This is a genomic window from Maribacter thermophilus (assembly GCF_001020565.1).
Classification (GTDB): Bacteria; Bacteroidota; Bacteroidia; order Flavobacteriales; family Flavobacteriaceae; genus Maribacter; species Maribacter thermophilus.
The window spans coordinates 1,967,708-1,993,207 of the sequence record NZ_LDAS01000001.1 but is presented as its reverse complement, the minus strand read 5'-3'; the positions used below and the strand labels follow the sequence as shown (position 1 = coordinate 1,993,207).

General features: G+C 39.7%; 19 protein-coding genes. 13 read left to right on the top strand and 6 right to left on the bottom strand.

The annotated features are described in order from the left end of the window. Positions 1-20: 20 nt before the first annotated feature. On the bottom strand, positions 21-704 hold the full coding sequence (locus AB657_RS08620; RefSeq protein WP_047246123.1) for a cell division ATP-binding protein FtsE: 684 nt from the start codon (positions 702-704) through the stop codon (positions 21-23). A gap of 159 nt (positions 705-863) precedes the next feature. Between AB657_RS08620 and AB657_RS08615 the strand changes: the two genes are divergently transcribed. Genes AB657_RS08615 through AB657_RS08605 form a run of 3 tightly spaced genes read left to right on the top strand, consistent with a single transcriptional unit; the run spans position 864 to position 6,848 of the window. Then, positions 864-3,881, top strand: a complete 3,018-nt coding sequence (locus AB657_RS08615) for a tetratricopeptide repeat protein (RefSeq protein ID WP_047246122.1) — start codon at positions 864-866, stop codon at positions 3,879-3,881. Between the two features lie 29 nt (positions 3,882-3,910). Next, positions 3,911-5,668 carry a TonB-dependent receptor gene (locus AB657_RS08610; protein WP_047246121.1) on the top strand — a complete coding sequence of 586 codons (1,758 nt, stop codon included), beginning with the start codon at positions 3,911-3,913 and terminating at the stop codon, positions 5,666-5,668. A gap of 52 nt (positions 5,669-5,720) precedes the next feature. Further along, positions 5,721-6,848 carry an OmpA family protein gene (locus AB657_RS08605; protein WP_232304866.1) on the top strand — a complete coding sequence of 376 codons (1,128 nt, stop codon included), beginning with the start codon at positions 5,721-5,723 and terminating at the stop codon, positions 6,846-6,848. 1 nt (position 6,849) lies between these two features. Here AB657_RS08605 and AB657_RS08600 read toward each other — a convergent pair whose 3' ends face one another. Further along, positions 6,850-7,638, bottom strand: coding sequence for an NIPSNAP family protein (locus AB657_RS08600; protein ID WP_047246120.1), 789 nt, complete (start codon positions 7,636-7,638; stop codon positions 6,850-6,852). Between the two features lie 185 nt (positions 7,639-7,823). Here AB657_RS08600 and AB657_RS08595 point away from each other — a divergent pair, with 185 nt between their 5' ends. From AB657_RS08595 to AB657_RS08580, 4 genes are all read left to right on the top strand, one after another. Further along, complete coding sequence (locus AB657_RS08595) at positions 7,824-9,149, top strand: MFS transporter (RefSeq protein ID WP_232304865.1); 1,326 nt, start codon at positions 7,824-7,826, stop codon at positions 9,147-9,149. 91 nt (positions 9,150-9,240) lie between these two features. Beyond that, positions 9,241-10,002 (top strand): NYN domain-containing protein, encoded by a 762-nt coding sequence (locus AB657_RS08590; protein WP_047246118.1) that lies wholly within the window; start codon positions 9,241-9,243, stop codon positions 10,000-10,002. A gap of 175 nt (positions 10,003-10,177) precedes the next feature. Next, positions 10,178-10,603, top strand: a complete 426-nt coding sequence (locus AB657_RS08585; RefSeq protein WP_047246117.1) for a hypothetical protein — start codon at positions 10,178-10,180, stop codon at positions 10,601-10,603. 70 nt (positions 10,604-10,673) lie between these two features. Further along, positions 10,674-12,302 (top strand): amidohydrolase, encoded by a 1,629-nt coding sequence (locus AB657_RS08580; protein ID WP_047246116.1) that lies wholly within the window; start codon positions 10,674-10,676, stop codon positions 12,300-12,302. A gap of 52 nt (positions 12,303-12,354) precedes the next feature. On the opposite strand, the gene AB657_RS08575 is transcribed toward AB657_RS08580, so the two are convergent. Further along, positions 12,355-12,894, bottom strand: a complete 540-nt coding sequence (locus tag AB657_RS08575) for a DUF2911 domain-containing protein (RefSeq protein ID WP_047246115.1) — start codon at positions 12,892-12,894, stop codon at positions 12,355-12,357. A gap of 244 nt (positions 12,895-13,138) precedes the next feature. On the opposite strand from AB657_RS08575, the gene asnB reads away from it, so the two are divergent. From asnB to AB657_RS08560, 3 genes are all read left to right on the top strand, one after another. Then, a complete protein-coding gene (gene asnB / locus AB657_RS08570) occupies positions 13,139-14,809 on the top strand; it encodes an asparagine synthase B (RefSeq protein WP_047246114.1) in 1,671 nt (556 codons plus the stop codon). Between the two features lie 315 nt (positions 14,810-15,124). Then, positions 15,125-17,065, top strand: a complete 1,941-nt coding sequence (gene gyrB / locus AB657_RS08565) for a DNA topoisomerase (ATP-hydrolyzing) subunit B (RefSeq protein WP_047246113.1) — start codon at positions 15,125-15,127, stop codon at positions 17,063-17,065. Between the two features lie 71 nt (positions 17,066-17,136). Next, complete coding sequence (locus tag AB657_RS08560; protein WP_047246112.1) at positions 17,137-18,153, top strand: DUF6588 family protein; 1,017 nt, start codon at positions 17,137-17,139, stop codon at positions 18,151-18,153. A 91-nt stretch (positions 18,154-18,244) separates the two neighbouring features. On the opposite strand, the gene AB657_RS08555 is transcribed toward AB657_RS08560, so the two are convergent. Then, positions 18,245-18,619, bottom strand: a complete 375-nt coding sequence (locus tag AB657_RS08555) for a hypothetical protein (protein ID WP_047246111.1) — start codon at positions 18,617-18,619, stop codon at positions 18,245-18,247. A 287-nt stretch (positions 18,620-18,906) separates the two neighbouring features. On the opposite strand from AB657_RS08555, the gene mdh reads away from it, so the two are divergent. The 3 genes from mdh to secDF all read left to right on the top strand — a co-directional run bounded on the left by mdh (position 18,907) and on the right by secDF (position 23,672). Next, positions 18,907-19,833 carry a malate dehydrogenase gene (mdh, locus tag AB657_RS08550; protein WP_047246110.1) on the top strand — a complete coding sequence of 309 codons (927 nt, stop codon included), beginning with the start codon at positions 18,907-18,909 and terminating at the stop codon, positions 19,831-19,833. 137 nt (positions 19,834-19,970) lie between these two features. Then, a complete protein-coding gene (locus AB657_RS08545) occupies positions 19,971-20,576 on the top strand; it encodes a hypothetical protein (RefSeq protein WP_047246109.1) in 606 nt (201 codons plus the stop codon). 126 nt (positions 20,577-20,702) lie between these two features. Further along, complete coding sequence (gene secDF / locus AB657_RS08540; RefSeq protein WP_047246108.1) at positions 20,703-23,672, top strand: protein translocase subunit SecDF; 2,970 nt, start codon at positions 20,703-20,705, stop codon at positions 23,670-23,672. Positions 23,673-23,746: 74 nt separating this feature from the next. Here the strand turns inward: secDF and AB657_RS08535 are convergent, their stop codons facing one another. Then, the gene (locus AB657_RS08535) at positions 23,747-24,976 is read right to left on the bottom strand and encodes an ATP-binding cassette domain-containing protein (RefSeq protein WP_047246107.1); all 1,230 of its coding nucleotides are present in this window, start codon (positions 24,974-24,976) and stop codon (positions 23,747-23,749) included. Positions 24,977-24,980: 4 nt separating this feature from the next. After that, a complete protein-coding gene (locus AB657_RS08530; protein ID WP_047246106.1) occupies positions 24,981-25,499 on the bottom strand; it encodes a GNAT family N-acetyltransferase in 519 nt (172 codons plus the stop codon). Position 25,500: the final 1 nt, after the last annotated feature.

Here is a 25,500-nt window from a genome sequence, read left to right as displayed (position 1 = left end):
TTTTGCCCGTAAACGGTAGCTTATACGGCTCTTTGTACGACTTCAAAAACGCGATTGGCATCGCATTTAATGGTTTTTGAAGGGTACTTCAATATTAATGCGTAGTCGTGTGTGGCCATTAATATGGTTCTGCCAGATTTGTTTATTTCTTGCAGTACTTTCATTACCTCTACACTGGTTTGCGGGTCTAGATTACCGGTCGGCTCATCTGCCAAGATCAGTTCGGGATCGTTCAATAAAGCGCGAGCAATGGCAATTCTTTGTTGTTCACCGCCCGACAATTCATGGGGAAACTTAAATCCTTTTGTTTTCATGCCCACTTTTTCCAGAACTTCCAAGACTTGGGCATCCATTTTTGATTGGTCCTTCCACCCGGTCGCTTTTAGGACAAACAGCATGTTTTCGTTAATGTTTCTATCAGGTAATAACTTAAAGTCTTGAAACACGATTCCTAGTTTTCTTCGTAAGAACGGAATGTCGTTTTCTTTGAGTGTCTTTAAATTAAAATCCACAATATGGCCTTCTCCTTTTTTTAAGGGTAGGTCACCATACAAAGTTTTCATAAAGCTACTTTTTCCACTTCCCGTCTTGCCGATAAGGTAAACAAACTCACCTTTGGTGACTTGTATGGTTACATCGCTGAGTACCAGGCTTTCTTTCTGAAAAATGGAAGCGTCCTTTAATTCTAAAACTGTCTCTTGCATAGTGTATTTGTTGATATAAAAGTAATAAGTTCCTTCCGATAACAAGGAAACGTTTATTAAATTCTTTTCTTTTGTAGTCGCAATTTACATACTTAGGTACAATATTTGCCGTTATGATGTTGTAATACTACGGTAATTAAAAAATAGTCAGAGAACGCTATGTATAAAAAAATCACCGCTTTTTTACCCATGTTAATGGGGGTAGTCTGTATAGGCATTGCTCAAGAATCCAAAATTTATACACACGAACAAAAAGACTTTCAAGATGCGCTTGCACTGTACAATAATGAGCAGTACCAAGCAGCACAAACAATCTTTAATAAGGTTAAATCCAGCACAAAAAATGAGGAAATAGCAGCAAATAGTGCTTACTATGCAGCGAATGCCGCAGTGCGATTGAACCAACGAGGGGCCGATCGGCTTATGGAAGACTTTGTGGAGAAATATCCGACGTCCACCAAGCGTAATTCGGCCTATGCCGATGTTGCCGAGTATTATTTTGAAACAGGTAAATATCCATATGCCCTAAAGTGGTACAACAAAGTGGACCAAAGTGCACTGTCTCGTGGTGAGATGGACAAGTTTAATTTTAATTATGGTTACTCGCTCTTTGCCTCTAAAAAAACAAAGGAAGCGGAACGCTATTTAGAAAAGGTGACCACCTCACCGGTATATGGGTCGCAGGCAAAATACTATCTGGGGTACATTGCATACCAAGAAGATGATTATGATGCGGCCAATGAACGTTTTGACCAAATAACCGATCAAAATGTTTTAGAGGAAAAGTTGAGCTATTACCAGGCCGATATGAACTTTAAACTGGGGAAATTCGAGGAGGCCATAGCTTTGGCAAAAAAGCAATTGCCCAAATCCAACAGAACGGAAGTTTCTGAGCTGAACAAGATTATAGGGGAGAGCTATTTTAATTTAAAGCAGTATGACAATGCCATCCCTTATTTAAAGGAATACAAAGGTAAAAGGGGAAAATGGAACAATACCGATTATTACCAATTGGGATACTGTTATTACAAACAGGAAGATTACGCAAATGCCATAGCCCAGTTCAATAAAATTATAGGGGGTACAAACAGTGTTTCGCAAAACGCATACTATCACTTGGCCGAATGTTACCTTAAGCAAGATAAAAAACAAGAGGCGCTGAACGCTTTTAGAAATGCCTCGCAAATGGATTTTAATGCCGAAATTCAAAAAGACGCTTTCTTAAACTATGCTCGTTTAAGTTATGAAGTAGGAAACGCATACGAACCGGTACCACAGGTGATCACCAATTATTTGGATGCGTATCCAAATGACGAACATCAAGAGGAAATGCAAACTTTATTGGTGGATTCTTATATCACTTCCAAAAATTTTGCGGGCGCCATGGAGCTCTTGGAAAAGAATAAGAACTACGCCAGTAAAGAAACGTATCAAAAAGTGGCCTACTATAGGGGGATAGAACTTTTTATGGAGACCGATTATGACGGTGCTTCCGAGAATTTAGCGAAATCGTTGAACAGTGCCGTGAACGAGACCTTTAAGGCAAAGGCCAGTTATTGGAAGGCGGAAGCCGATTATCTGCTGAACAGGTTCGATGAAGCGGTGGCCGGATTCAAGGCCTTTAAGCAGAGTGCCGTAGCCCCTTCTTTGGCAGAGTCCAAAGATGTGGATTATGATTTGGCATATGCCTATTTTAAACAAAAAGATTACAGCAATGCCATTACCTATTTTAGTGCTTTTACCAACTCTGGCAATGTTGAGGTAGAAAAACTGCACGATGGTTATTTAAGATTGGGCGACAGTTATTTTGCGACCAGTAAGTACTGGCCGGCCATAGAAACCTATAATAAGGCATTGGCACTTACCGGACCGGAGAAGGACTATGCTTCTTACCAAAAGGCGATGAGTTATGGTTTTGTAGGTAAATCGGATAGTAAGATAGAAAGCTTGGAGAATTTTGTATCACAGTACTCTAGATCTAGTTTTAAGGACGATGCCCTGTTTGAACTGGGTAATACCTATATTTCTCTGGGACAGGAAAATAAAGGTTTACAGGCTTATGATAGATTGATAAACGAATACAGGGGTAGCTCTTTGGTGCCCCAGGCCTTGATGCGTCAAGGGCTTGTACATTACAATGCCAGTAGAAATGATGCTGCATTGGCCAAGTTTAAAACGGTCGTAAGGGATTTTCCAAAAACACAAGAGGCTATACAGGCAGTGGCAACGGCAAAACTGGTATATGTAGACCTTGGCCGTGTAAACGAATATGCCGATTGGGTAAAAGACCTTGATTTTGTACAGGTGACGGATACGGAATTGGACAACGCCAATTTTGAATCTGCCCAAAAACAAAATATGGAAGGCAAGACCGAAGCCGCCATCAAAGGGTATAAAAACTACATTGCAGAGTTTCCGAACGGACTTCATGCTCTTGATGCGAACTTTAGTCTGGCCCAGCTTTATTTCGGAAAAGGTGATAAAGATGCCGCCTTGCCATATTATAAATACGTAGCGGATAGAACCACGAGCGAATATGCCGAACAGGCATTGACCAGGGTTTGTGAAGTGTATATAGGAAAACAGGATTATGACACCGCGTTGCCCTATTTGTTAAAGTTGGAAGATCAGGCGAATATTCAACAAAACAGAACTTTTGCGCAGTCCAATTTAATGAAAGGCTATTACGGGCAAAAGAATTATTCGAAAACGCTGGAGTATGCCGATAAGGTATTGGCTACTTCGAATATAGACGATCGTATAAAAAGTGATGCGCAGATTATGATCGCAAGGTCTGCTATTGCCACGGGCGACGAATCAAAGGCCAAATCGGCCTATGCCAAAGTATTGGGCATTGCCTCCGGGGCCACCGCGGCGGAGGCACTTTACTACGATGCCTACTTTAAGAACAAGGAAGGGGATTTTGAGTCTTCCAATATTTCTGTGCAAAAATTGGCAAAAGACTACGCTACTTATAAAAAATGGGGAGGTAAAGGTTTGGTACTCATGGCGAAGAACTTCTACGCTTTGGGAGACGCCTATCAGGCTACCTATATATTAGACAGTGTTATCGCCAATTTTGAGCAATATCCTGAAATAGTGGCAGAGGCAAAAGGTGAGTTGGCCATTATCAAATCAAAAGAATCGGAAAGCAACTCTTCAGTAGATCCAAATTAAAATTAATGTACCATAGTAATAGAACACGTATGTACAAAAACATAAAATTAGTATTAACGTTAGGAGCGTTTCTCATAAGTGCACAATTTGTGGTCGCACAAGAAGAAAAGGAAGATCTGGGAACAGAAACCGTTACCGTTACAAAGGCATATACACCTACGGTTTCCGATGCCTTTAAAATTAAATCGTTGCCCAATCTTAACGACTCTATCGTATTGAAAAAAAAGAAGATTACCTATAATATTTTCTCGGTACCGGTAGCCTCTACCTTTACTCCTTCAAAAGGAACGGCATCTAAGGTAGAAAGAATTCCACCACCAGAGTTGTTCAATTCCTATGCGTCTGCAGGTCTAGGTAATTATGGGAATACCACGGCCAAGTTTTATACCACTAGAGAACTGGATAGGGACGAAAATCTGGACATTGGTTTTAACCACAATTCTTCAAGAGGCGATATTGATGGTGTTGAGCTGGACAATATTTTTTCGGATACAAAATTGGATGCATCATATAGTAAACAAGATAGAGACCTTAGCTGGGGTGCCGCGGTCGGTCTACAGCATCAACTGTACAATTGGTATGGACTTCCAGAGGGCGTGTACGATGAGACTACCGTGAACTCTATTGACGAACGTCAAAATTACTATATGGCCGAAGTGGGTGGTCACATTAATGTAGAGGAGTCTTTCTTTAAAAGGGCCGACCTTAAATATAGAAGGTTTTGGGACGCAGTAAAATCCGGGGAAAATAGGGCTGTTTTAAACACGGCACTCGAATTACCTTTGAACGATGAGGTTCTTGGAATAAAAGCGAAGGTAGATTATGTGGGCGGCGATTTTGAGAACGCCAGTGTTAATAGTACCACAAATGATCAAGGAATAAAATACAGCAATTTGCAGGTAGGTATAAATCCAAGTTTAGTAATGTTAAGAGATGACCTGTCGTTGAACCTAGGTGTAAATATTGTGTACGGAATGGATCTGGAGAATAGTGAAAGTAACTTTTATATCTATCCGGCAGTAACGGCATCTTATAGGGTTATGGATGAAACTGTGATCGCTTATGGTGGTATAGAAGGCGAGTTGCGCCAAAATTCCTATTATGATTTTGTAGAGGAAAATACGTATGTCTCCCCAACTTTGAGCATTGCTCCTACAGATAGCCAATACAATGCCTATATAGGGTTAAAGGGGCAGTTGTTGCCAAACCTTAGTTATAATATAAAAGGTTCTTACACGGCAGAAAACAATAGTCCCTTGTTTACCTTGAATCCGCAGAACAATTTCAGGGACGATGAAAAGGGATATTATTATGGCAACTCCTTTGATGTTTTTTATGATGATATAAAGACCATTGGTGTATTTGGTGAGCTCAATGTGGATGTGAACAGAAACTTTACCTTGGGGGTAAATGCTGCCGTCTATGACTATAATACGGAGACCGATAACCCTGCGTGGAACTTGCCTAACCTAACAGGTTCGCTGTTTATGGATTACCAGATCGGTGAAAAGTGGTATGCGGGTGCCAATTTGTTCTATGTGGGAGAAAGGGACGATTTTTCTTCGGTAGCGGAAGTGGGTGTTACACCTTCCGAATTTCCTGCTACCATGATTACCTTGGACGGCTACTTTGATGCCAATGCACATGTGGGGTACCGGGTGGACAATCAATTGTCTATTTTTGTAAAGGCCGCCAATATCGCTAATAACAACTACCAACGTTGGGCAAATTACCCTGTACAAGGCTTTCAGATTCTGGCGGGGGCTACCTATAAGTTTAATTTTTAAGGTCTTTGTGATTACAGGGCTATAGCGTAGGTTATATTTTATTACTTTAGGGATGATGGGCGCATCCCTTGTAATATATGGTCGTTGTTTAAACCGATTGCTGGTTCTTGGGTTCTTGTTATTGAACCATATCGGCAATGCGCAGAACCTTATTAAAAATCCAAGTTTTGAAAATTACATACAATGCCCGCAGACGTTGGGCAATCTGCAAAAAGACCTTGTGGACTGGACTGTACCTACCCTAGGTTCTACCGACTATTTTAATGGTTGTAGCCAGGCAATGGGAACACCAAAGAATTTTAATGGTGAGCAGCCTGCAGATTTTGGCGTAGGTTATGTAGGCCTCTATTTGTATGCTCCTAATGATTATAGGGAGTATTTACAGGGGGTACTTACGAACACTTTAAAAAAGGATGAGGTGTATAGGCTTTCCTTTTATGTAAGTTTGGCCGAGCGGTCAGATTTTGCCATAAGGGAATTCGGTATTTGTTTTTCTGAAAACCCCATTCGGGTGCAGACCACAAAAACATTGTCTAAGATGCACCTGTCAAAGGTGTCGGGTGATGTGTCCAATTATCTGGAGATAAAATATGACGAATTTTATTCAGATGAAAAAGAATGGGTCAAGGTAGAAATGGAGTTTGTGGCAAAAGGAACGGAAAACTACATGATTATCGGAAATTTTAAGGACAATAAAAGAACTAGAAGGTTCAAGACCAAAAAATCGGGTACAAAAGGATCTTATTATTATTTGGACATGGTTTCTTTGTATGCGCCATCGGAGGGCAATGAAGATGAGCCTGTTTCTAATGCAAAAACATTTGAACTTAACAAGGAACATACATTTAAAAATGTACTTTTCGCTTTTGATGATCATAACCTATTGCCCAGTGCCGTGGACGAGTTAGGGGAAATATTGAGGTACCTTACCGTGAACACCGACTTAAAAATTAATATATCGGGGCATACCGATACTATAGGCAATGAAGCTTATAATCTTGTCCTATCGCAAAAAAGGGCAAGAGCCGTAGCTGCTTATCTTATGGATAAAGGAGTATCAAAAGAACGGATTTCTTATGAGGGATTAGGAAGTTCGCAACCTGTATCCACCAACAAAACTGCTATAGGGCGACATGAAAATAGACGGGTGGCCTTCGTTATTAGGGCTCAATTACATTAATTTAATAATCGGAATATGAAGTTGGGTACAGAAGAAAGATATCTGCTTTGTTCATGTTGTTTTTATAGTGCTCGTCATTTTTTAATTCCGTCCATTTTTCAGAAGCAAAAAACTTTTCCCATAAGGCATCTCGCTGTGCCATATCGGCATAGGTGGTCATATACATTAAATTAGGCATTTGTGAACCGGAAATAACTTCTGCGTAAAAAACGGCATTGGCACCAATACTTTCGAACAAGTCTACTTCGCCCCCTTCATTAAACATAGCTACTTTGTTTTTATAAGTAGCCTCGGTAGGCGATTCATAACTTCTTAGCTCGTAAACCCGTTCGGATCTAGGGGTAGATACTTGGCTGGGTCTCATATGGGGCATTCCTGAAAACGCTCGCATTAAGGTAGAACTTATTCTTTGGTAAGGCGGATCATTGTACTTTGCCGTTATATAATCTTTGCCGGAAGAGAGGTGTTCTTTGTCCACGGCAATGGAGGCTTCCAGTTTTTCGAACTGATCTAAAGAGGCAAATGGAATAAGTATATATATTTTATCTGCTTTTGTAAACTTGTTTGGTCGTACCTTAAAAACACCTATGTTCTTAATGCCTTGTCTTTTTAATGCCGGCAAATAGGCATTTTTTAGGTAATGGTCGACCCTGTTTTCTTGGTCTTCATTTTTTATGAGGTAGGTTTTTAATTCGTAAAATTCCCTTTTCGTTTCTTGGGCGTGGCCAATGCAGGTAAATAAGACGGTTACTATAATCAGTGCTCTGGTAAAGTTAAATGGCGTATTCATAAGACGGTTGGTTTTTAAAAAGAAAGAGGTAAGGTAACGATTCTTAATGAGCTTTCTCAACGAGCAAAATACATTTGTTCAAATATAGTATTAGGCCTGTTTTTCTATTATTTTTAAGATAAGATCAAGACTTTTGGAAAAAATGGAAGCTCTATTTTTTTAGGGCCGTTGGTTAAAACGTACTTTTGCAACTAGCGCATACCACAATGTCCAAACCTTCCGGTTATCATATTATAGATCCCGCAAAAAGTCCTATTTTTTATGGTTACGTTATTCTTGTAATAGGTACCATAGGTATTTACTTTAGTATTCCAGGGCAGACGATTGGGGTGTCGGTCTTTACGGATCCGGTAAAAGATGCCCTTGGTCTTTCTAGAAATCAATTTAGCAATGCCTATATGATAGGTACCATAGTTAGTTCTTTGGTCATAGGGCGTGCGGGTATTTGGTTTGATAGATATGGGGCCAGATATGTAGCTTTTTTTGCGGCCTTGGGGCTTGGGATCACTTTGTTTCTTTGCTCATGGTCGGCACACATGAGCGATTATATAAAAAGACTGTTATCGGTTGATACCTGGGTGGTTCCTTTTTCTGTAATGACCCTATTGTTTTTTATGCTGCGTTTTGCTGGGCAGGGGGTTTTGACCATGGCCTCTAGAAACGTAATCATGATTTGGTTCGATAAGAATAGGGGCAAGGTGAATGCCATTAGTAGTGTGGCCCTTTCTTTTGGTTTTTCATCCTCGCCCTTGTGGGTAAATGCATTGATAGACAATAATGGATGGCAGCGGACATGGCAGTATCTCGGCATTGGACTGTTGGTATTTAGTGTGTTTGTTTTTCTTTTTTATAAGATTTCTCCAGAGTCGCATGGTCTTTTGCCCGATGGGGCAAAAGCGGTTTCCTCAAAAGAGAAAAGTAAAAAAGAGGTTCGTAAACAGTTTACACTAAAGGAAGCAAAACGTACTAGGGCATTTTGGATGTACGGACTTACATTGGCTTTTAACAGTTTTTTTATAACAGGTCTGACCTTTCATGTGGTTTCGGTTTTCAAAAGCGAAGGTTTTCCTAAAGAAGATGCTATTTCTATTTTTCTTCCTGGTTCTGTAGTGGCCGTTACGGTATCTACGGTCTTTAATTTTTTAAGCGATTACCTGCCATTAAAATTGTACCTGTATTTAATGTTGCTCGGAGGGTTTTCTGCTTCCTTGGGTTTTTTGTTGTTATCCACGAGTGCAGGGGTGCCCATGCTTATCACGGGTTTTGGGGTTTTGGGAGGTTTTTTTGCCGTGTTGAACGCCGTAGCCTGGCCCCGTTTTTATGGTAGAAGACATTTGGGCAGTATTACAGGGAAGATCATGAGTTTTTTGATATTGGCAAGCGCATTGGCCCCAAGTGTCTTTAGTTTCTGTTTGTCAACCTTCGGTTCGTATAGGTTGGTAGGGTATATAGGATTGGTCTTCTTGTTGTTTTTGGCCATAGGCGCCATTAAAGCCGATAATCCCCAATAATATCAGGGGAGGTAAAATAGGGGTTTTAGATAATAAAAGGATTAAGTATATTTAAAAAATAGAAACAGGCTACCTTTACAAAAAAGATGTAATGGACTTAAATTTAGCGGTATTGATAGATGGAGATAATATTCCATCCGCGTATGTAAAAGAAATGATGGAGGAGATTGCAAAGTACGGCAATCCGACAATAAAACGTATTTATGGCGATTGGACCAATCCGAGATTGGGCAAATGGAAGAATGTGTTATTGGAAAATGCCATAACCCCTATTCAGCAATACGGATATACACAAGGTAAGAACGCTACCGACTCGGCAATGATCATTGATGCTATGGATATTTTGTATTCAGGTAAGGTAAATGGCTTTTGTCTTGTGAGCAGTGATAGCGACTTTACACGTTTGGCAACAAGGCTACGTGAGGCGGGTATGCAGGTATTTGGTATTGGGGAGCGCAAAACCCCCAATCCGTTTATTGTGGCCTGCGATAAGTTTATATATATAGAGATCTTAAAAAGCCAATCAGAAGAGGAAACCACGAGTAATAATGCTAATGTTGGTAATGCCAAGAACCAAGTAGACAAGATAACCCCAAAGGATATAAAATTTATAGCTACTACCATCGAAGATGTTGCCGATGATGACGGATGGGCATTTTTGGGCGATGTAGGTAGCCTCTTGCAAAAGAAACAACCGAATTTCGATGCACGTAATTACGGGTTCCAGAAATTAACGCCTTTGATCAATTCTATCCCCAATTTTGAAATCGATAGAAGGGAAGATTCTAAAGGAAGAAATAAATTGATCTATGTAAGAATCAAGGAAAAGAAAAATCATAAATCAAAAAAATAAAGGATTTATATTTTTCCGTCGGTCAATAAAGAACAGAGGTAAAGCTTTGTACGGCTACTTCTTTTTTTATGTAAGAACCAGCTGTTTAATGAAGTGCAATGTTGCGAATATCAAAGTTTTGGAACATTGTATATTCCGTATTTTTCTATCTTGTACGACAAAGCTAACCATTGTTATGAAAAAGAATCTTGTAAAAATTGTATGTGCACTAATACTGTTCTTGCCGATTTTTAATATTCGTGCGTCAGTAGAAATTGAAGCATTTTGTTTTATCGATAATTTTACGCAGTTAGGGCAAGGCCCAGTGGGTGTATGGGTCTATACCGTTTCTAATGCGGATCCAGAGTATAGTAACGGTGTGCTTTACATAGAGGAAAAAGAAAAAGGAATGTATACCGTTTCGGTACAATTAAAGAACGGAACTTTAACCGGGCAAGATGTGGAAGTGGATGGTAATACCATCAAATTCGGCATGAATATAGAAGGTGTAGAGCGTGTCTTGGTTGAGTTGAAGGTAGATGGAAACCTTATAAAAGGAGAGGTTTATACTTCTCAAGGGCCTTTAAAAATAGAAGGAAATAGAAAGTTACCCCCCAAATAGAAGTACAAGAACCCTCTAGAAAAATAATTAGTTTCCCAAGATCATTGTGTTTAAACTAAAATGTATTGTTTTGAAAAAATTACTTTTTTTATCCCTTATTTTATTGTGCAGTTGTGAGCTTTTTAAAGAAGAGGCAGATTTGATCGTTATAAATGCTACGGTGTATACGGTAGATGAAAATTTCTCGACAGCGGAAGCATTTGCGGTCAAGGACGGTAAGTTTTTGGCGGTTGGTACCACCGATGATATAAGAAGCACCTATACCGCAGATCAAATAATAGATGCGGACAAAAGAGCTATTACCCCGGGGTTGATAGATGCCCATTGTCACTTCTACGGTCTAGGGCTCAACCAGCAAGAGGTAGATTTGGTAGGTACCAAAAGTTTTGATGAGGTCTTGCAAAGGGTTATAGATTTTCAGGCCACTACCCCAAAACAATTTATTACAGGTAGAGGATGGGATCAGAACGATTGGGAAGTAAAAGAGTTTCCTACCAAATACGAATTGGATTCTTTGTTTCCCAATACCCCTGTAGTTTTACAACGTATAGACGGTCATGCCTATTTGGTAAACCAGAAAGCACTGGATATGGCGGGTATAGATTGGAAAACAACGGTTGATGGAGGAGAGATTGTTAAGCAATGGGGAGGGAAAATTAATGGTATTACGGGTGTTTTGGTAGATAATCCGATGTCTTTAATAGATAAAATAATACCCGTGCCGACCAAAGAGGAAAAAATTGCCGCCCTAAAATTGGCCGAACGTATCTGTTTAAACCATGGGTTGACCACTGTAAACGATGCCGGAATAGATCGTGAGACCATAGAGCTGATCGATAGCTTGCAGCAGGCAGGTGAATTGTCCATACGTATATACGCCATGGTAAGCAATAACCCGGAAGACGTAGATTACTTTATTGAAAAGGGGCCTATAAAAACAGAAAAATTAAACGTACGGTCTATAAAGGTTTATGGAGATGGAGCCCTTGGATCCAGAGGGGCTGCGTTAAAAGAACCTTACTCGGATAAAGCGGACCATTATGGAGCTATGGTAACACCGATTTCGGAAATTATGGCCTTGGCGCAAAAACTGGCCGAATCGGAGTATCAAATGAATACACATGCCATTGGAGATTCTGCCAATGCGGTCGTTTTACGTGTTTACCACGATGTGCTACAAAACAAGCCCGATAGAAGATGGAAAGTGGAACATGCGCAAGTCATAGATCATCCCGATTTTGATTATTTTGAAGAAGGTATTATCCCGTCTGTACAACCCACCCATGCAACAAGTGATATGTATTGGGCCGCCGATAGATTGGGCGAAGAAAGGGTAAAGGATGCTTATGCCTACAAGACCTTGTTGAACAAGGCCGGTATCGTGGCTTTGGGAACCGATTTTCCCGTAGAGCAAGTAAGTCCGTTCCTTACTTTTTACGCAGCGGTAGCAAGAAAGGATACCAAAGGTTTTCCCGAGGGGGGCTTTCAAATGGACGATGTGCTCAGTCGAGAGGAAGCTTTGAAAGGAATGACTATTTGGGCGGCATATTCTAATTTTGAAGAGGATGAGAAAGGTAGTATTGAAGTTGGTAAATATGCAGATTTTACCATTTACGATAAAGATATGATGAAAGTGCCTTTAGAAGAGATTCCTAAGATCAAGGCGCAACAGACATTTGTAAACGGCGAAGTGCGTTAAATAAAAAACCCCGGCCTAGGCCGGGGTCTTCATATAAAAATATCGTTGGTAGTTAAAAAGTAATAGGAACTGCAACTCTTGTTTTGTCCCAGCCCATTACCATTTCTGTACCACCATCTATCTCTTTAAAGGCAATGGAAAATTCTTCCAAAGAAGAACTATCGGATCCACTTGGTACGGTTACACGTACTACATCTGCATCTTCTTCGTAAAAATAAGAACCCCATTGGTTCAGATTCTTGTTAAGTATAACGGTCCATTTTTCTTTTCCAGGAATGGTGAACATGGCATAGGTGCCAGCTTTAATGTCTTCGCCGCCAAAATTAACATCCTTGTAAAAAGTGATTTCAGGTGCTTCGTTGGCTCCTGTTCTCCACACTTGGCCAACGGGGGCAAGTTCTGCCAAAGAACGGTTTTTAAGTTGTGGGCGGCCATAGATTACACGAACTACCTTGTCCGATATTTTGTAATCTGTAGGATAAGAGGCCATATCCATAGGGCTTTTGTCAAGACCCGAAAATTTTTGCGCATTTACGTTCGTAGTAACGGTCAATGCTGTAAATAAGATGGTAAGTGCAAGTAAATTTTTCATAAATCGATTTTAGTTTAAAGTGTTCCAAAGCTAAGTAGTTAGCCCAGTTTATTTTGATAAAAAGTCGTTAAATTTTTTAACCCTTACAGAATGCTCGATAATTTTTAAAAAACACACAAAAAAATTTCGGTTATTACTTAAAATTCAAATTTTTGTTATTAATTGAAATCATAAAGTGTATTTGTGTTTTATATATGAAACTATAAATGCATATTTGTATTAAAATTGATATAAATATAAAATTATGTGTGGAATCGTATGTGCATTTGATGTCAAGGAAAGTACAGAAGTATTAAGACCTCAATTGCTGGAAATGTCTAAAAAAATAAGACATAGGGGACCGGATTGGAGTGGAATATACGCCGATGAAAAGGCCATTTTGGCTCATGAGCGTTTGGCTATAGTTGACCCGGCGTCGGGTAAACAACCTTTATTGAACACTGAAGGAAATTTGGTGTTGGCGGCAAACGGTGAAATATATAATCATAGAGAGTTACGCAAACAGTTTGAGGGTACATATGATTTTAAAACAGAATCTGACTGTGAAGTAATTTTGGCGCTATACCAAGAAAAGGGTGTCGACTTTTTGGATGAGATGAACGGTATTTTTGGTTTTACCATTTACGATGCCGCGAAGGACGAATATTTTGTTGCAAGGGATCATATGGGCATTATTCCATTATATATGGGATGGGACCAAAACGGAACCTTTTATGTCGCATCTGAGCTAAAGGCTTTGGAAGGTACATGTACAAAAATAGAGCTGTTTCCCCCAGGGCATTATTTGCATAGTTCAGATGGTGAGTTGAAAAGATGGTATACCCGGGATTGGATGGAGTATGACGCCGTAAAGGAAAATGAGACGAGTATTCAAGAGGTTAAAGAGGCATTGGAAGCTGCAGTGCACCGTCAATTAATGTCAGATGTGCCTTATGGTGTTCTTTTATCGGGAGGTTTAGATTCTTCCGTTACCTCTGCCATAGCAAAAAAATATGCCCAAAAGAGAATTGAGTCCGGTGATACCAAAGATGCTTGGTGGCCACAATTGCATTCTTTCTCTGTAGGCTTGGAAGGTTCGCCCGATTTGGCGGCCGCACAAAAAGTTGCCGACCATATTGGTACGGTACACCATGAGATCAAATTCACTATTCAAGAAGGTCTGGATGCCATAAGGGATGTGATTTATAACTTAGAGACGTACGATATTACTACGATCCGTGCATCTACGCCAATGTATTTAATGGCAAGGGTCATTAAATCTATGGGAATTAAAATGGTATTGTCTGGAGAAGGGGCCGATGAGCTTTTTGGAGGGTACCTATACTTTCACAAAGCACCAAGTCCAAAAGATTTTCATGAAGAAACCGTGCGTAAACTCGATAAGTTGCATATGTACGACTGTTTAAGGGCGAACAAGTCTTTGGCGGCATGGGGAATAGAAGGTCGTGTGCCGTTTTTGGACAAAGAGTTTATGGATGTTGCCATGAGGATCAACCCCAAGGATAAAATGATCAATGGAGAAAGAATGGAAAAATGGGTGGTTCGTAAGGCTTTTGAGGATATGTTGCCAGAAAGTGTGGCATGGAGGCAAAAAGAACAATTTTCCGATGGTGTGGGCTATAGTTGGATAGATACGTTAAAAGAGTTGGTAGAGGAAGAAGTGACCGATGAGCAATTGGCCAATGCCAAATTTAGGTTTCCGTTGCAAACACCGACAACCAAAGAAGAATTTTATTATCGCTCTATATTTGAACAACATTTTCCTTCAGATGCCGCAGCATTGTGTGTTCCGCAAGAACCTTCAGTGGCATGTAGCACTAAGATAGCTTTGGAATGGGACGAAGCGTTCAAGAATATGAACGATCCATCTGGTAGGGCGGTAGCCAATGTACATGACGACGCTTATGTGAAGTAGCATCCTTCACCGTATGCAGATTCTGTTTTCCTGTTTTAAAAGTAACAGGGCAGTTTTTATTTTTTAATTAGTCCTAAAGAGGCGTCAAATACTTGGCGCCTCTTGTGCATTGTGTCATCTAGATCTTTGTTGGCAACAATGAATACCACCGCCTGTAAAAAGTGCCATGATTTATATAAAGAGAAGGATATCTGTAATTTTCCACAATTATTGTTGATAACTTGATGGTGCTCAAAGCGTAGAAACAGCAGATTCTATGGGGTATTCCGTATATTTGTAAGATTGCAAAATTTGAAGTTAAAACAACCTTAATTTATGAGCGAAGAAGCAAATAAAAAGCAATATTCAGCGGATAGTATACAGGCGTTGGAGGGAATGGAGCATGTGCGCATGCGACCATCTATGTATATTGGAGATGTAGGTGTCCGTGGATTGCATCACTTGGTTTATGAAGTGGTGGATAACTCCATAGATGAAGCTATGGGAGGGCACTGTGATACTATCAGTGTAATAATCAATGAGGATAATTCCATAACTACCAGAGATAACGGAAGGGGTATTCCTGTAGACCTTCATAAAAAAGAGGGTGTTTCCGCTTTAGAGGTGGTAATGACGAAAATAGGGGCCGGTGGTAAATTTGATAAGGATTCTTATAAAGTTTCAGGTGGTCTTCATGGGGTCGGTGTATCTTGTGTAAATGCCTTGTCCGATCATTTGACCGCTACAGTTTACAGAGACGGTGTTATTTGGCAACAAGAATATGAAAGGGGAAAGGCGCTATATCCTGTTAAAAGAATAGGGGAAACTACCGAAAGGGGTACCGAGGTGACCTTTCATCCGGACAATACCATTTTTACCCAGACGATCGAGTATAGTTATGAAACTTTGTCGAATAGGATGCGTGAGCTTTCTTTCTTGAACAAAGGGGTTAAGATAACTATAACCGATAAGCGTCAGAAAGATGAAAAAGGGGAGTATGTTGGTGAAACCTTTTTCTCTAACGAAGGTCTTAAGGAATTTGTTCGATTCTTGGACGGTAACCGAGAGTCTTTGATACAGAACGTAATCTCTATGGAGGGTGAAAAAAACAACATTCCAGTAGAGGTTGCCATGATTTACAATACTAGTTACACAGAGAATTTGCATTCTTATGTGAACAATATTAATACCCATGAAGGTGGAACGCACTTATCAGGGTTTAGAAGAGGACTTACTACCACCTTGAAGAAATATGCCGATGCAAGCGGTATGTTGGACAAATTGAAATTTGAGATTCAAGGAGATGATTTTCGCGAGGGATTAACGGCCATAGTTTCTGTAAAGGTGGCGGAACCTCAGTTCGAGGGGCAGACCAAGACCAAATTAGGGAACAGAGAGGTTTCCTCGGCTGTGAGCCAGGCGGTGTCCGAGATGCTTACCGATTACTTGGAAGAACACCCGGATGATGCCAAGGTAATAGTGCAGAAGGTAATATTGGCCGCCCAGGCCAGACATGCGGCTACCAAGGCAAGGGAAATGGTACAGCGTAAGACAGTGATGAGCGTAGGTGGCCTGCCCGGAAAATTGTCCGACTGCTCAGAACAAGATCCAGCGTTATGTGAAGTGTTTCTTGTAGAGGGTGATTCGGCAGGTGGAACTGCAAAACAGGGACGAGATAGAAATTTTCAGGCAATTTTGCCTTTACGAGGTAAAATTTTGAACGTTGAAAAGGCCATGCAACATAAGGTCTTTGAAAATGAGGAAATAAAGAATATCTATACCGCTCTGGGGGTAACCATTGGTACAGAGGACGATAGCAAGGCATTGAACCTTGAAAAATTACGTTACCATAAAGTGGTTATCATGTGTGATGCCGATGTCGATGGTAGCCATATAGAAACGCTTATTCTTACGTTCTTCTTTAGATATATGAGAGAATTGATAGAGGGAGGACATGTGTATATTGCCACGCCACCTTTATACTTGGTTAAAAAAGGGCAGAAAAAACAATATGCCTGGACCGACGAGGAAAGGGATGCCATAGCGGATTCATATAACGGGAGTGTAAGTATCCAACGATACAAAGGTCTTGGAGAAATGAATGCAGAGCAGTTGTGGGATACTACTATGAATCCAGAACACAGGACTTTACGCCAAATAACTATTGAAAATGCTACAGAAACGGATCGGGTATTTTCTATGTTAATGGGTGATGAAGTGCCTCCAAGAAGAGAATTTATAGAGAAAAATGCTGTCTATGCCAATATTGACACATAAAAACCACTACTTATACAACAAAAACCTGCGTTCAAAGCGCAGGTTTTTTAGTTTTGGGTAAAACGTAGAATATGAGAGGTTTATGTACCCTAGTTTTATCATGTAGTTTTTCGGTAATGTTCGCTCAGGCAGATTTTAACGATGTGTTCGCTGCAGGTGTAGAAGATGCAGAGCAATTTGCAACCGATTATACGGCCCCACTTTCAGAAAGTGTAGTATATAATTTTGCTACGGGTTGGTATAACACAGCAGATGCCAAACCCCTGGGCGGATTTGAAATTTCTTTGATCGGTAACATTACTGGTTTTAAAAATAAAGAGGATAAAAGAACCTTTTTGTTGGACCCCAACGATTACGAAAATTTAGATTTTGTAGATAACCCCGGAGTTGCTAGAAACGTTTCTTCAGCTTTGGGAGATATTAATGGAGTAGAGGTTTTTGTCGAGGGGCAAGTAGCAGGTTTAAACGTAAGGGAAGAGTTTGAGTTGCCTTCCGGGCTTTCGGGCGAGGGTATAGATTTTGTTCCTTCCGGATATCTACAGGGTAGTGTAGGGCTCATTAAGGGAACGGAAATTAAAGCGCGTTTTCTTCCAAAGTTGGAGTATGAAGGTGCCAGGGTAGGCCTGTTAGGTTTTGGGTTGCAGCACGATTTTACAAAACTTCTTCCGGCAGATAAATTGTTGCCCGTGGCCATATCGGCGGTGATAGGATATACTGCCGTGAACGGTGACTATGATTTTTCCGACGCAGATCTTATAGAGGGAGAAGATCAGCGTATAGAGGCAAAGATCAATACCTGGGCTTTTAATGCCGTGGTGTCGACCAGGCTTCCCGTAATCAATTTTTATGGTGGCCTAGGGTATGTTACCGGTAAGTCCACTATGGATGTTCTGGGTACCTATGTGGTCACCAGCGGTCCGTTTACTTCGGAAACCTATGTGGATCCTTTTTCCATTACAAAAAAAGTGAATGGGGTCACAGGAAATATTGGTGCCAAATTGAAACTTGGTTTTTTTAGGATCAATGCCGATTATACCCTTGGTGAGTTCAATACATTTAACTTTGGGCTAAACTTCGGGTTTAGGTAAAAGCGTAATTTTAAAGAAAGGTAGTCTAAACATGAAGAGCCCGCCCAGATTGCTCCGAACAGACTCTTTCCCATGGCCCTGTAAAAATTGTTTATTCCCTAATGGCTATATCGTCACCATCAATTTGTTTTAGTAGAATATTTTCGTCAGATGTTACAATTTTAAAGGTTTGATGGGGAGTGTTTTCCAGTCCTCTATATTCTATGGTGTAAGCATCACCTTCCTTAGACCAGGCGAAATCCGTCTGTAAGGTTATTTCGTTTCCGTTTATTTCGTGGTATCTACCTAAATAAACATCGTTGAAGATCCATTCTTTGCGAATGGTGGTTTTGGCTGCATTGCTGGTAGATTCGGTCTTCGCTTGGGACCATATGCCTATAATAGGGTCGTTGTTCTGTTCTATTCGAGAACAGTTGGCCGTAAAAATAATGGCACAGATAGCCATTAATGAAAGGAACTTTTTCATTGTTAAGTAGGTTTTGTTTGGATTTGGGGTCCACAGTTACTAACGGAGTCTATTATTTGTTATTATTAAAAATCGATGTATGGTCGTTATTTTTCTGTTTCTTCGTTGAACTGCTTCTTTTTTTAACGAATAGTAAGTTTTTGTCATTTTTATAAAAGCATATTATCACATTTTATTAGCATATTGAGATAAGAAAATTTGTTAATAATTGAGTATTTTTGAAGAGCTAAACATTTAACATAAGATCATTCATCTTATATAGAATTAATTCATAAAAAAATAGATACATGAAAGTTACAGTAGTTGGTGCAGGAGCAGTAGGAGCAAGTTGTGCGGAATACATCGCCATTAAAAATTTTGCATCTGAGGTGGTAATATTGGACATTAAGGAAGGGTACGCCGAAGGGAAGGCCATGGACTTGATGCAAACCGCTTCTCTTAACGGTTTTGACACCAAAATTACAGGTAGTACCAGTGATTATTCAAAAACGGCAAATAGCGATATTGCGGTAATTACTTCTGGTATACCAAGAAAACCGGGTATGACAAGGGAAGAGTTGATCGGTATTAATGCCGGTATTGTTAAGACTGTTTCCAGTAGCCTTATAGAGCATTCGCCCAATGTTATTATAATTGTGGTAAGTAACCCTATGGATACAATGACATATTTGGTTCATAAAACTACCAGCTTGCCAAAAAATAGAATCATAGGTATGGGAGGTGCCTTGGATAGTGCACGTTTTAAATACCGATTGGCAGAGGCGATGGAAGCACCGATTTCAGACATTGATGGAATGGTTATTGGTGGCCATAGTGATACGGGAATGGTTCCTTTGACTTCCCATGCGACCAGAAATAGTATTCGTGTTTCCGAGTTTTTATCTGAAGAAAGATTGCAACAGGTTGCCGAAGATACCAAAGTAGGAGGTGCAACATTGACCAAATTATTGGGAACCAGTGCTTGGTACGCTCCAGGGGCGGCAGTTTCGGCGTTGGTGCAAGCTATTGCTTGTGACCAAAAGAAAATGTTCCCTTGTTCTACTTTATTGGAAGGTGAATATGGTTTAAACGATATTTGTATAGGTGTTCCTGTTATTTTGGGTAAAAACGGAATTGAGCAAATCGTAGATATACCATTGAGCGATGCCGAAAAGAATAAAATGCAAGAAAGTGCCGCTGGGGTTAGTAAAACCAATGGTCTTTTAGAGTTATAACCTATCTGTCACATAGATATAAGAAACCCTTTATGGCCCGGCTATAGAGGGTTTCTTCTTTTTAATAGGATATGCTTCAGGTATATATATTGTAAAAAATATACTACCTAGCATATTTTTCTTTTTATATTTGCCGCATGAATGCAAAATGGTGCGTAAGTACGCTATTTATTATTCTGGCCTTACTTGGGCTAAGTCAAGGGCAAAAGAAAGCTTCTAATCAACAAATTTCATTAGAATTTGCAGACGTAGAAATAGCTTCGGAAACTGCCCATGAAGAGGTCTTGGCTGTAATAACAAAAAAATTACAGGTCTTAGGTGTCGATGCTATTGAGGTAGTTGAAAATGATGGCAGACAATTAAGTATTCGCTATTACAGCGATTTGGATGCGGATAGTGTTAAGAAGTTTCTCTCGGATGAAAACCAACTTGTCTTATCCAATGAAGACGAATCCCCTTCAGATCATCCAAAAAAGAAATTTCCAGAAAAGTATAGTATAGTAGTATCCGACCTGCAACAGCAAGCCGATCATGGTATGGTTTTGAACGGCACCTTGGTTTCGGTACAAAAGCAGGACAATAACAGAATTTCCAATCCGATAGTTTTACCGTTTAACGGTATATTGGTTTTTGAACAAAATGCTATTGTAGATTTAGCCTTTAAGATACATACAGATATTGCAATAGCAATAGATAACACTTCACAAACAATTCCTGAAGTACGAGCAGGGCCTTATGTGTAGAGGAATTGCTAATTCCAAATAAAGAACTTTACTAAGGGAACAACGTATTTACTTTTTGTAAAAATTATTGCCTTGGTTTTTAAATGCATATAATCGTAATCAACATAAATTAAATAAACTAGTAAAATGCAAAATAAAGGACTTATAAAGCTTTTTGCTTTATTATTCGGGTTAGTTAGTATCTACCAGCTATCCTATACTTTTATTACCAATAAAGTTGAAAAAGAGGCGGCCTTGTTTGCCGCAAGCCGTATTTCTGAATCTGAGGAGAACTACGTATCCAAAAGGGAAGAAATGGAAGCCAGTTATTTAGATTCCATTGGGGCGAATCCTATTTTGGGTTATACCACTTATAACGAGGCTAAAAAGAAGGAACTGAACAAAGGTCTTGACCTTAAGGGAGGTATTAACGTAACACTACAGATATCTGTAAAAGATATATTGAAAGGCTTGGCGAACAATACCAAGAATCCTGTTTTTAACAAAGCCTTGGCCGATGCGGATTCTGCTTCTAAAAACAGTGATGATACCTATATAGAGCTTTTCTTTGAGGCATTTGATAAAATTAAAGGTGATACCAAGTTGGCTTCTCCAGATATTTTTGCGAATAAAGGACTGAGCGACGAGATTAATTTTCAAATGTCCGATGATGAGGTGAAGCCTATTATCAGAAGAAAGATAGACGAGTCCGTTGTTTCTGCATTCGAAGTACTTAGAGAGCGTATCGATGGTTTTGGGGTAACCCAACCAAACATTCAAAGAGAAGGTAATTCTGGACGTATATTGGTAGAATTACCGGGAGCTAGAGATATTGCCCGTGCGCAAGACTTACTTTCAAGTACAGCACAATTAGAGTTTTGGGAAACCTATAAACAGAGTAATCCTAGTTTTAGCACCTTTTTGATCCAAGCGAACGAAAAATTAAAAGAGATCGTTAAGGTCGATAAACCTGAACAGGTAAAAGAAGAATCCGAACTCGATTCTTTATTGTCCGATGTTTCTGCGGATTCTTTGGAGATGGCAACACAGGTGAACCCATTATATGAGTTGTTGATTCCTGCAAACCCTGGAACACATGCCATGTTCCGTGCGGCAATAAAAGATACCGCAACAATCGGCTCTTATTTGAGAATGCCAGAGATTAGAAGGTTGTTACCTGCCGATATTCAGTTTACAAAATTTGTTTGGGAGCGCCCAGCTACCGAAGATACAGAAGTAGTAGATCTATATGCGTTAAAATCCAATAGAGACGGCATACCACGAATTAGTGGAGATGTTGTTAGTGATGCGCGTGCAGACTTTGATCAGTTCGGTAAGCCAGCGGTGTCTATGACGATGAATGCCAAAGGTGCTAAGGAATGGGAAAAACTTACAGGTGATGCCTATAATAACCAAACGGGAATTGCCATTGTATTGGATAATAAAGTATACACGGCTCCGGGAGTATCTTCAGGACCTATATCTGGAGGTCGTTCAGAAATAACAGGAAACTTTACGGTAAACGAGACAAAGGATATTTCCAATGTTCTTAGGGCTGGTAAGTTACCTGCATCCGCAGAAATCATTCAGTCAGAGATAGTTGGGCCTTCATTGGGGCAAGAAGCAATCGACAGTGGCTTTATGTCATTTGCCATTGCCATGGGTATCGTCTTGTTGTGGATGATATTCTATTATGGTAAGGCAGGTGCTTTTGCAGATGTAGCGCTTTTGTTGAACATTCTTTTGATTTTTGGAGTGTTAACAAGTTTAAATGCCGTGCTAACGCTACCTGGTATAGCGGGTATCGTACTTACCATTGGTATGTCTGTGGATGCCAACGTACTTATATTTGAGCGTATCAAAGAAGAATTGGCAAAAGGAAAGGGTAAGAGTCAGGCCGTTGCAGATGGTTTTGGAAACGCACTCTCCTCTATATTGGATGCCAACATAACCACAGGTTTAACTGCAATAATTTTGTTCATATTTGGATCCGGACCTATAAAAGGTTTTGCCACTACCTTGTTAATAGGTATTATAACCTCATTATTTACCGCAATTTTTATTACTAGGTTATTGGTAGATTGGTATATAGATGGTAAAGGAAGAACTTTGGACTTCAGTACTGGTATTACTAAAGGGCTGTTCCAAAACCTTGATATCGATTTCTTGGTAAAAAGAAAAATTGCCTATGTGCTTTCCAGTATCCTAGTGATTGTTGGAATAGTCTCGTTGTTTTTTGGACCAGGCTTGCAACAAGGTGTAGATTTCATAGGTGGACGTTCTTATACAGTACGTTTTGAGAAGGCCGTAAATCCATCTGAAATTGCATCGGAATTAAATACCGTGTTCGGTAGCGGTACCAATGTTAAGACTTTTGGCGAGGCGAACCAAATTAAGATTACAACTCCGTATAAGGTAGATGTTGAAGGTATAGAAGTGGATACCGAGATCCAGGATAAACTATATACCACCTTGCAAAAATATCTTCCAGACGGGCTTTCTAAAGAAGAATTTACTGTTGGAAGCAGTGATAAGTCCATCGGAATTTTACAATCAATAAAAGTAGGGCCTACAATAGCCGATGATATTAAGAACAATGCATTTTTGGCAATTCTTGGCTCTTTGGCGGTAGTATTCCTTTATATATTGTTCAGATTCCGTAGATGGCAATTCTCTTTAGGTGCCGTTGTCGCAGTTTTCCATGATGTTATGATCGTATTGGGAGTATTCTCTCTTTTAGGAAAAATAATGCCTTTTAATATGGAAATAGATCAGGCATTCATTGCGGCTATATTAACCGTAATTGGTTATTCGTTGAACGATACCGTGGTTGTGTTCGACCGTATTCGTGAGATTATCGCGGAGCGCGGATGGAAAGGTGGAGAAAACATCAACTCTGCCATCAATAGTACTTTAGGAAGAACGTTAAATACCTCTCTTACTACCTTGGTAGTATTATTGGCAATCTTCATTTTTGGAGGTGAGTCGTTAAGAGGATTTATGTTTGCAATGATCGTAGGTGTGGTTATAGGTACTTATTCTTCTGTGTTTATTGCAACACCGGTTATGTACGATGCCTTGAGTAAAAAAATAACAAAAGAAGGTACTTCGAATTAATTAGGAATACAACTAACACTCAACAAAAAACGGCGTTCTTATGGACGCCGTTTTTTTTGTTACAAAAGTTTGTTTTAGGTTATAAGAACGGTTCCTGTAGAACCATTATCAGATTTGGTTAACTGAAATATCTTTGTAGGTTTAAGGCCTGCTTCTTCACGGTGGCTTACAAAAACGATAGTGGTATTTGATTCGTTCGCCATTTTATTGACAAGGTTGACCAGAATTTTAGCCGAATAATCGTCCATGCCACTTGTAGGTTCGTCCAATATAAGTAATGGAGGATGCTTTACCATGGCCCGTACTGTCATGATCAACCGCTGTTCCCCTAAAGAAAGTTCATTGAACAGTACATTGCGCCTATCCCATAGGTTTAAAAGAACAAGCCATTGCTTTATGATTCTTTTTTGTACCTCTGTAGGAGTAGTGTAAAGGCCAATAGAGTCCGTTAGACCAGAAATTAACATGTTTTCTATAGAATGCCTTCCCGAAAACTTATCGGTCATTGCAGGTGAGAAATATCCAATCTTTTGTTTTATCTCCCATACACTTTCGCCAGACCCTTTTTTGTTTCCGAACAAATAAATATTTTGACCGAATGCTTTAGGGTTGTCACCCGTTATCATGGATAACAGTGTTGTCTTGCCGGATCCATTTTTACCTATAAGTTGCCAAAATTCCCCTTTATTGATTTTCCAATCAATGTTCTTGATAATCGTTTTGTCTCCATAGGAGACGGTAACATCGGTGAACTTGATTAAGTTGTTGCCCTCTATGGAAATAATATCGATAGGAGGGGGTATGCTGCCTTTGAATATGTCGGGGTCCAAATCCGATTCTTTTACGATATCATTGTTTATTATGGTAAAATTGTTTTTATCCAATTTGCCATACTTGGTTATAAATGGAAGCATATCCGATTTTCGGCTTGCCAGTTGTATAAAACCTATATTTTTTGAATGGTTGGTTAAAAGATGTTTTAGCTCTTCTTGAAAATCGGTATCTAGATTATCAAACGGATTGTCGAGTATGATATAGTCAGGAGACGTCTTTAAGATATGGGAAAGAAGCGCTTTTTTTTGCTCTCCGCTAGACATCGATTTTAATGATTGGCCGCTATTTGATATAAGTTTGGCGTCGTGCCTTTCCTCTTCGTCTATAAACCGTTTTAACGCTATAGGAGAGAACAAGGCCCCTTTTAAAGTTTTGTAACTCTGAAAAACTTCTAACTCGTTATTATGCACAGCATTTATGAACTGCGATTTATTTGATTGATTGTCTATAAAAATACCCCAGTGTTCCATATTGTTATCTGTCCACCCTGTATATATGAACAGGATTGTTTTTGTAGGTGATCGTTTTTTCTATTTGCATTCCAATTTTTAAGGCTACTTTTTGAGAGGCAATATTGTCTATATGGATAATGGAAATTAAATGTGTGGCCCATTTATTTTTAAAGGCAACCTCTTTGCATTTTTTTGCGGCTTCGTATGCATAACCGCGTCTCCAATGTTCGGGTAAAATAGAATAGCCTATTTCCAATTCGCTAACACCGTCTACCTCTTGTATCAATAGTCCGCACATACCTATTAAGGCATGGCTGTTGCTGTCCACTAGGGCGTTCATTGCTCCTTGGTTGTTGTCGTATCTTTCAAAAATACCTTTAAACTGTTGTTTGCAGGCTATATCGGGCTCTTTTGGCACACCCGACCAAAATTGAGAAGACGCCTTGTTTTGGTGAAAGGGTAGCCAGGCGGCATAATCAAGAGGGGTAAATTTTCTAAATGTTAACCTTTGGGTCCTTTCGCCTTCCAAAAGAAACTTCATT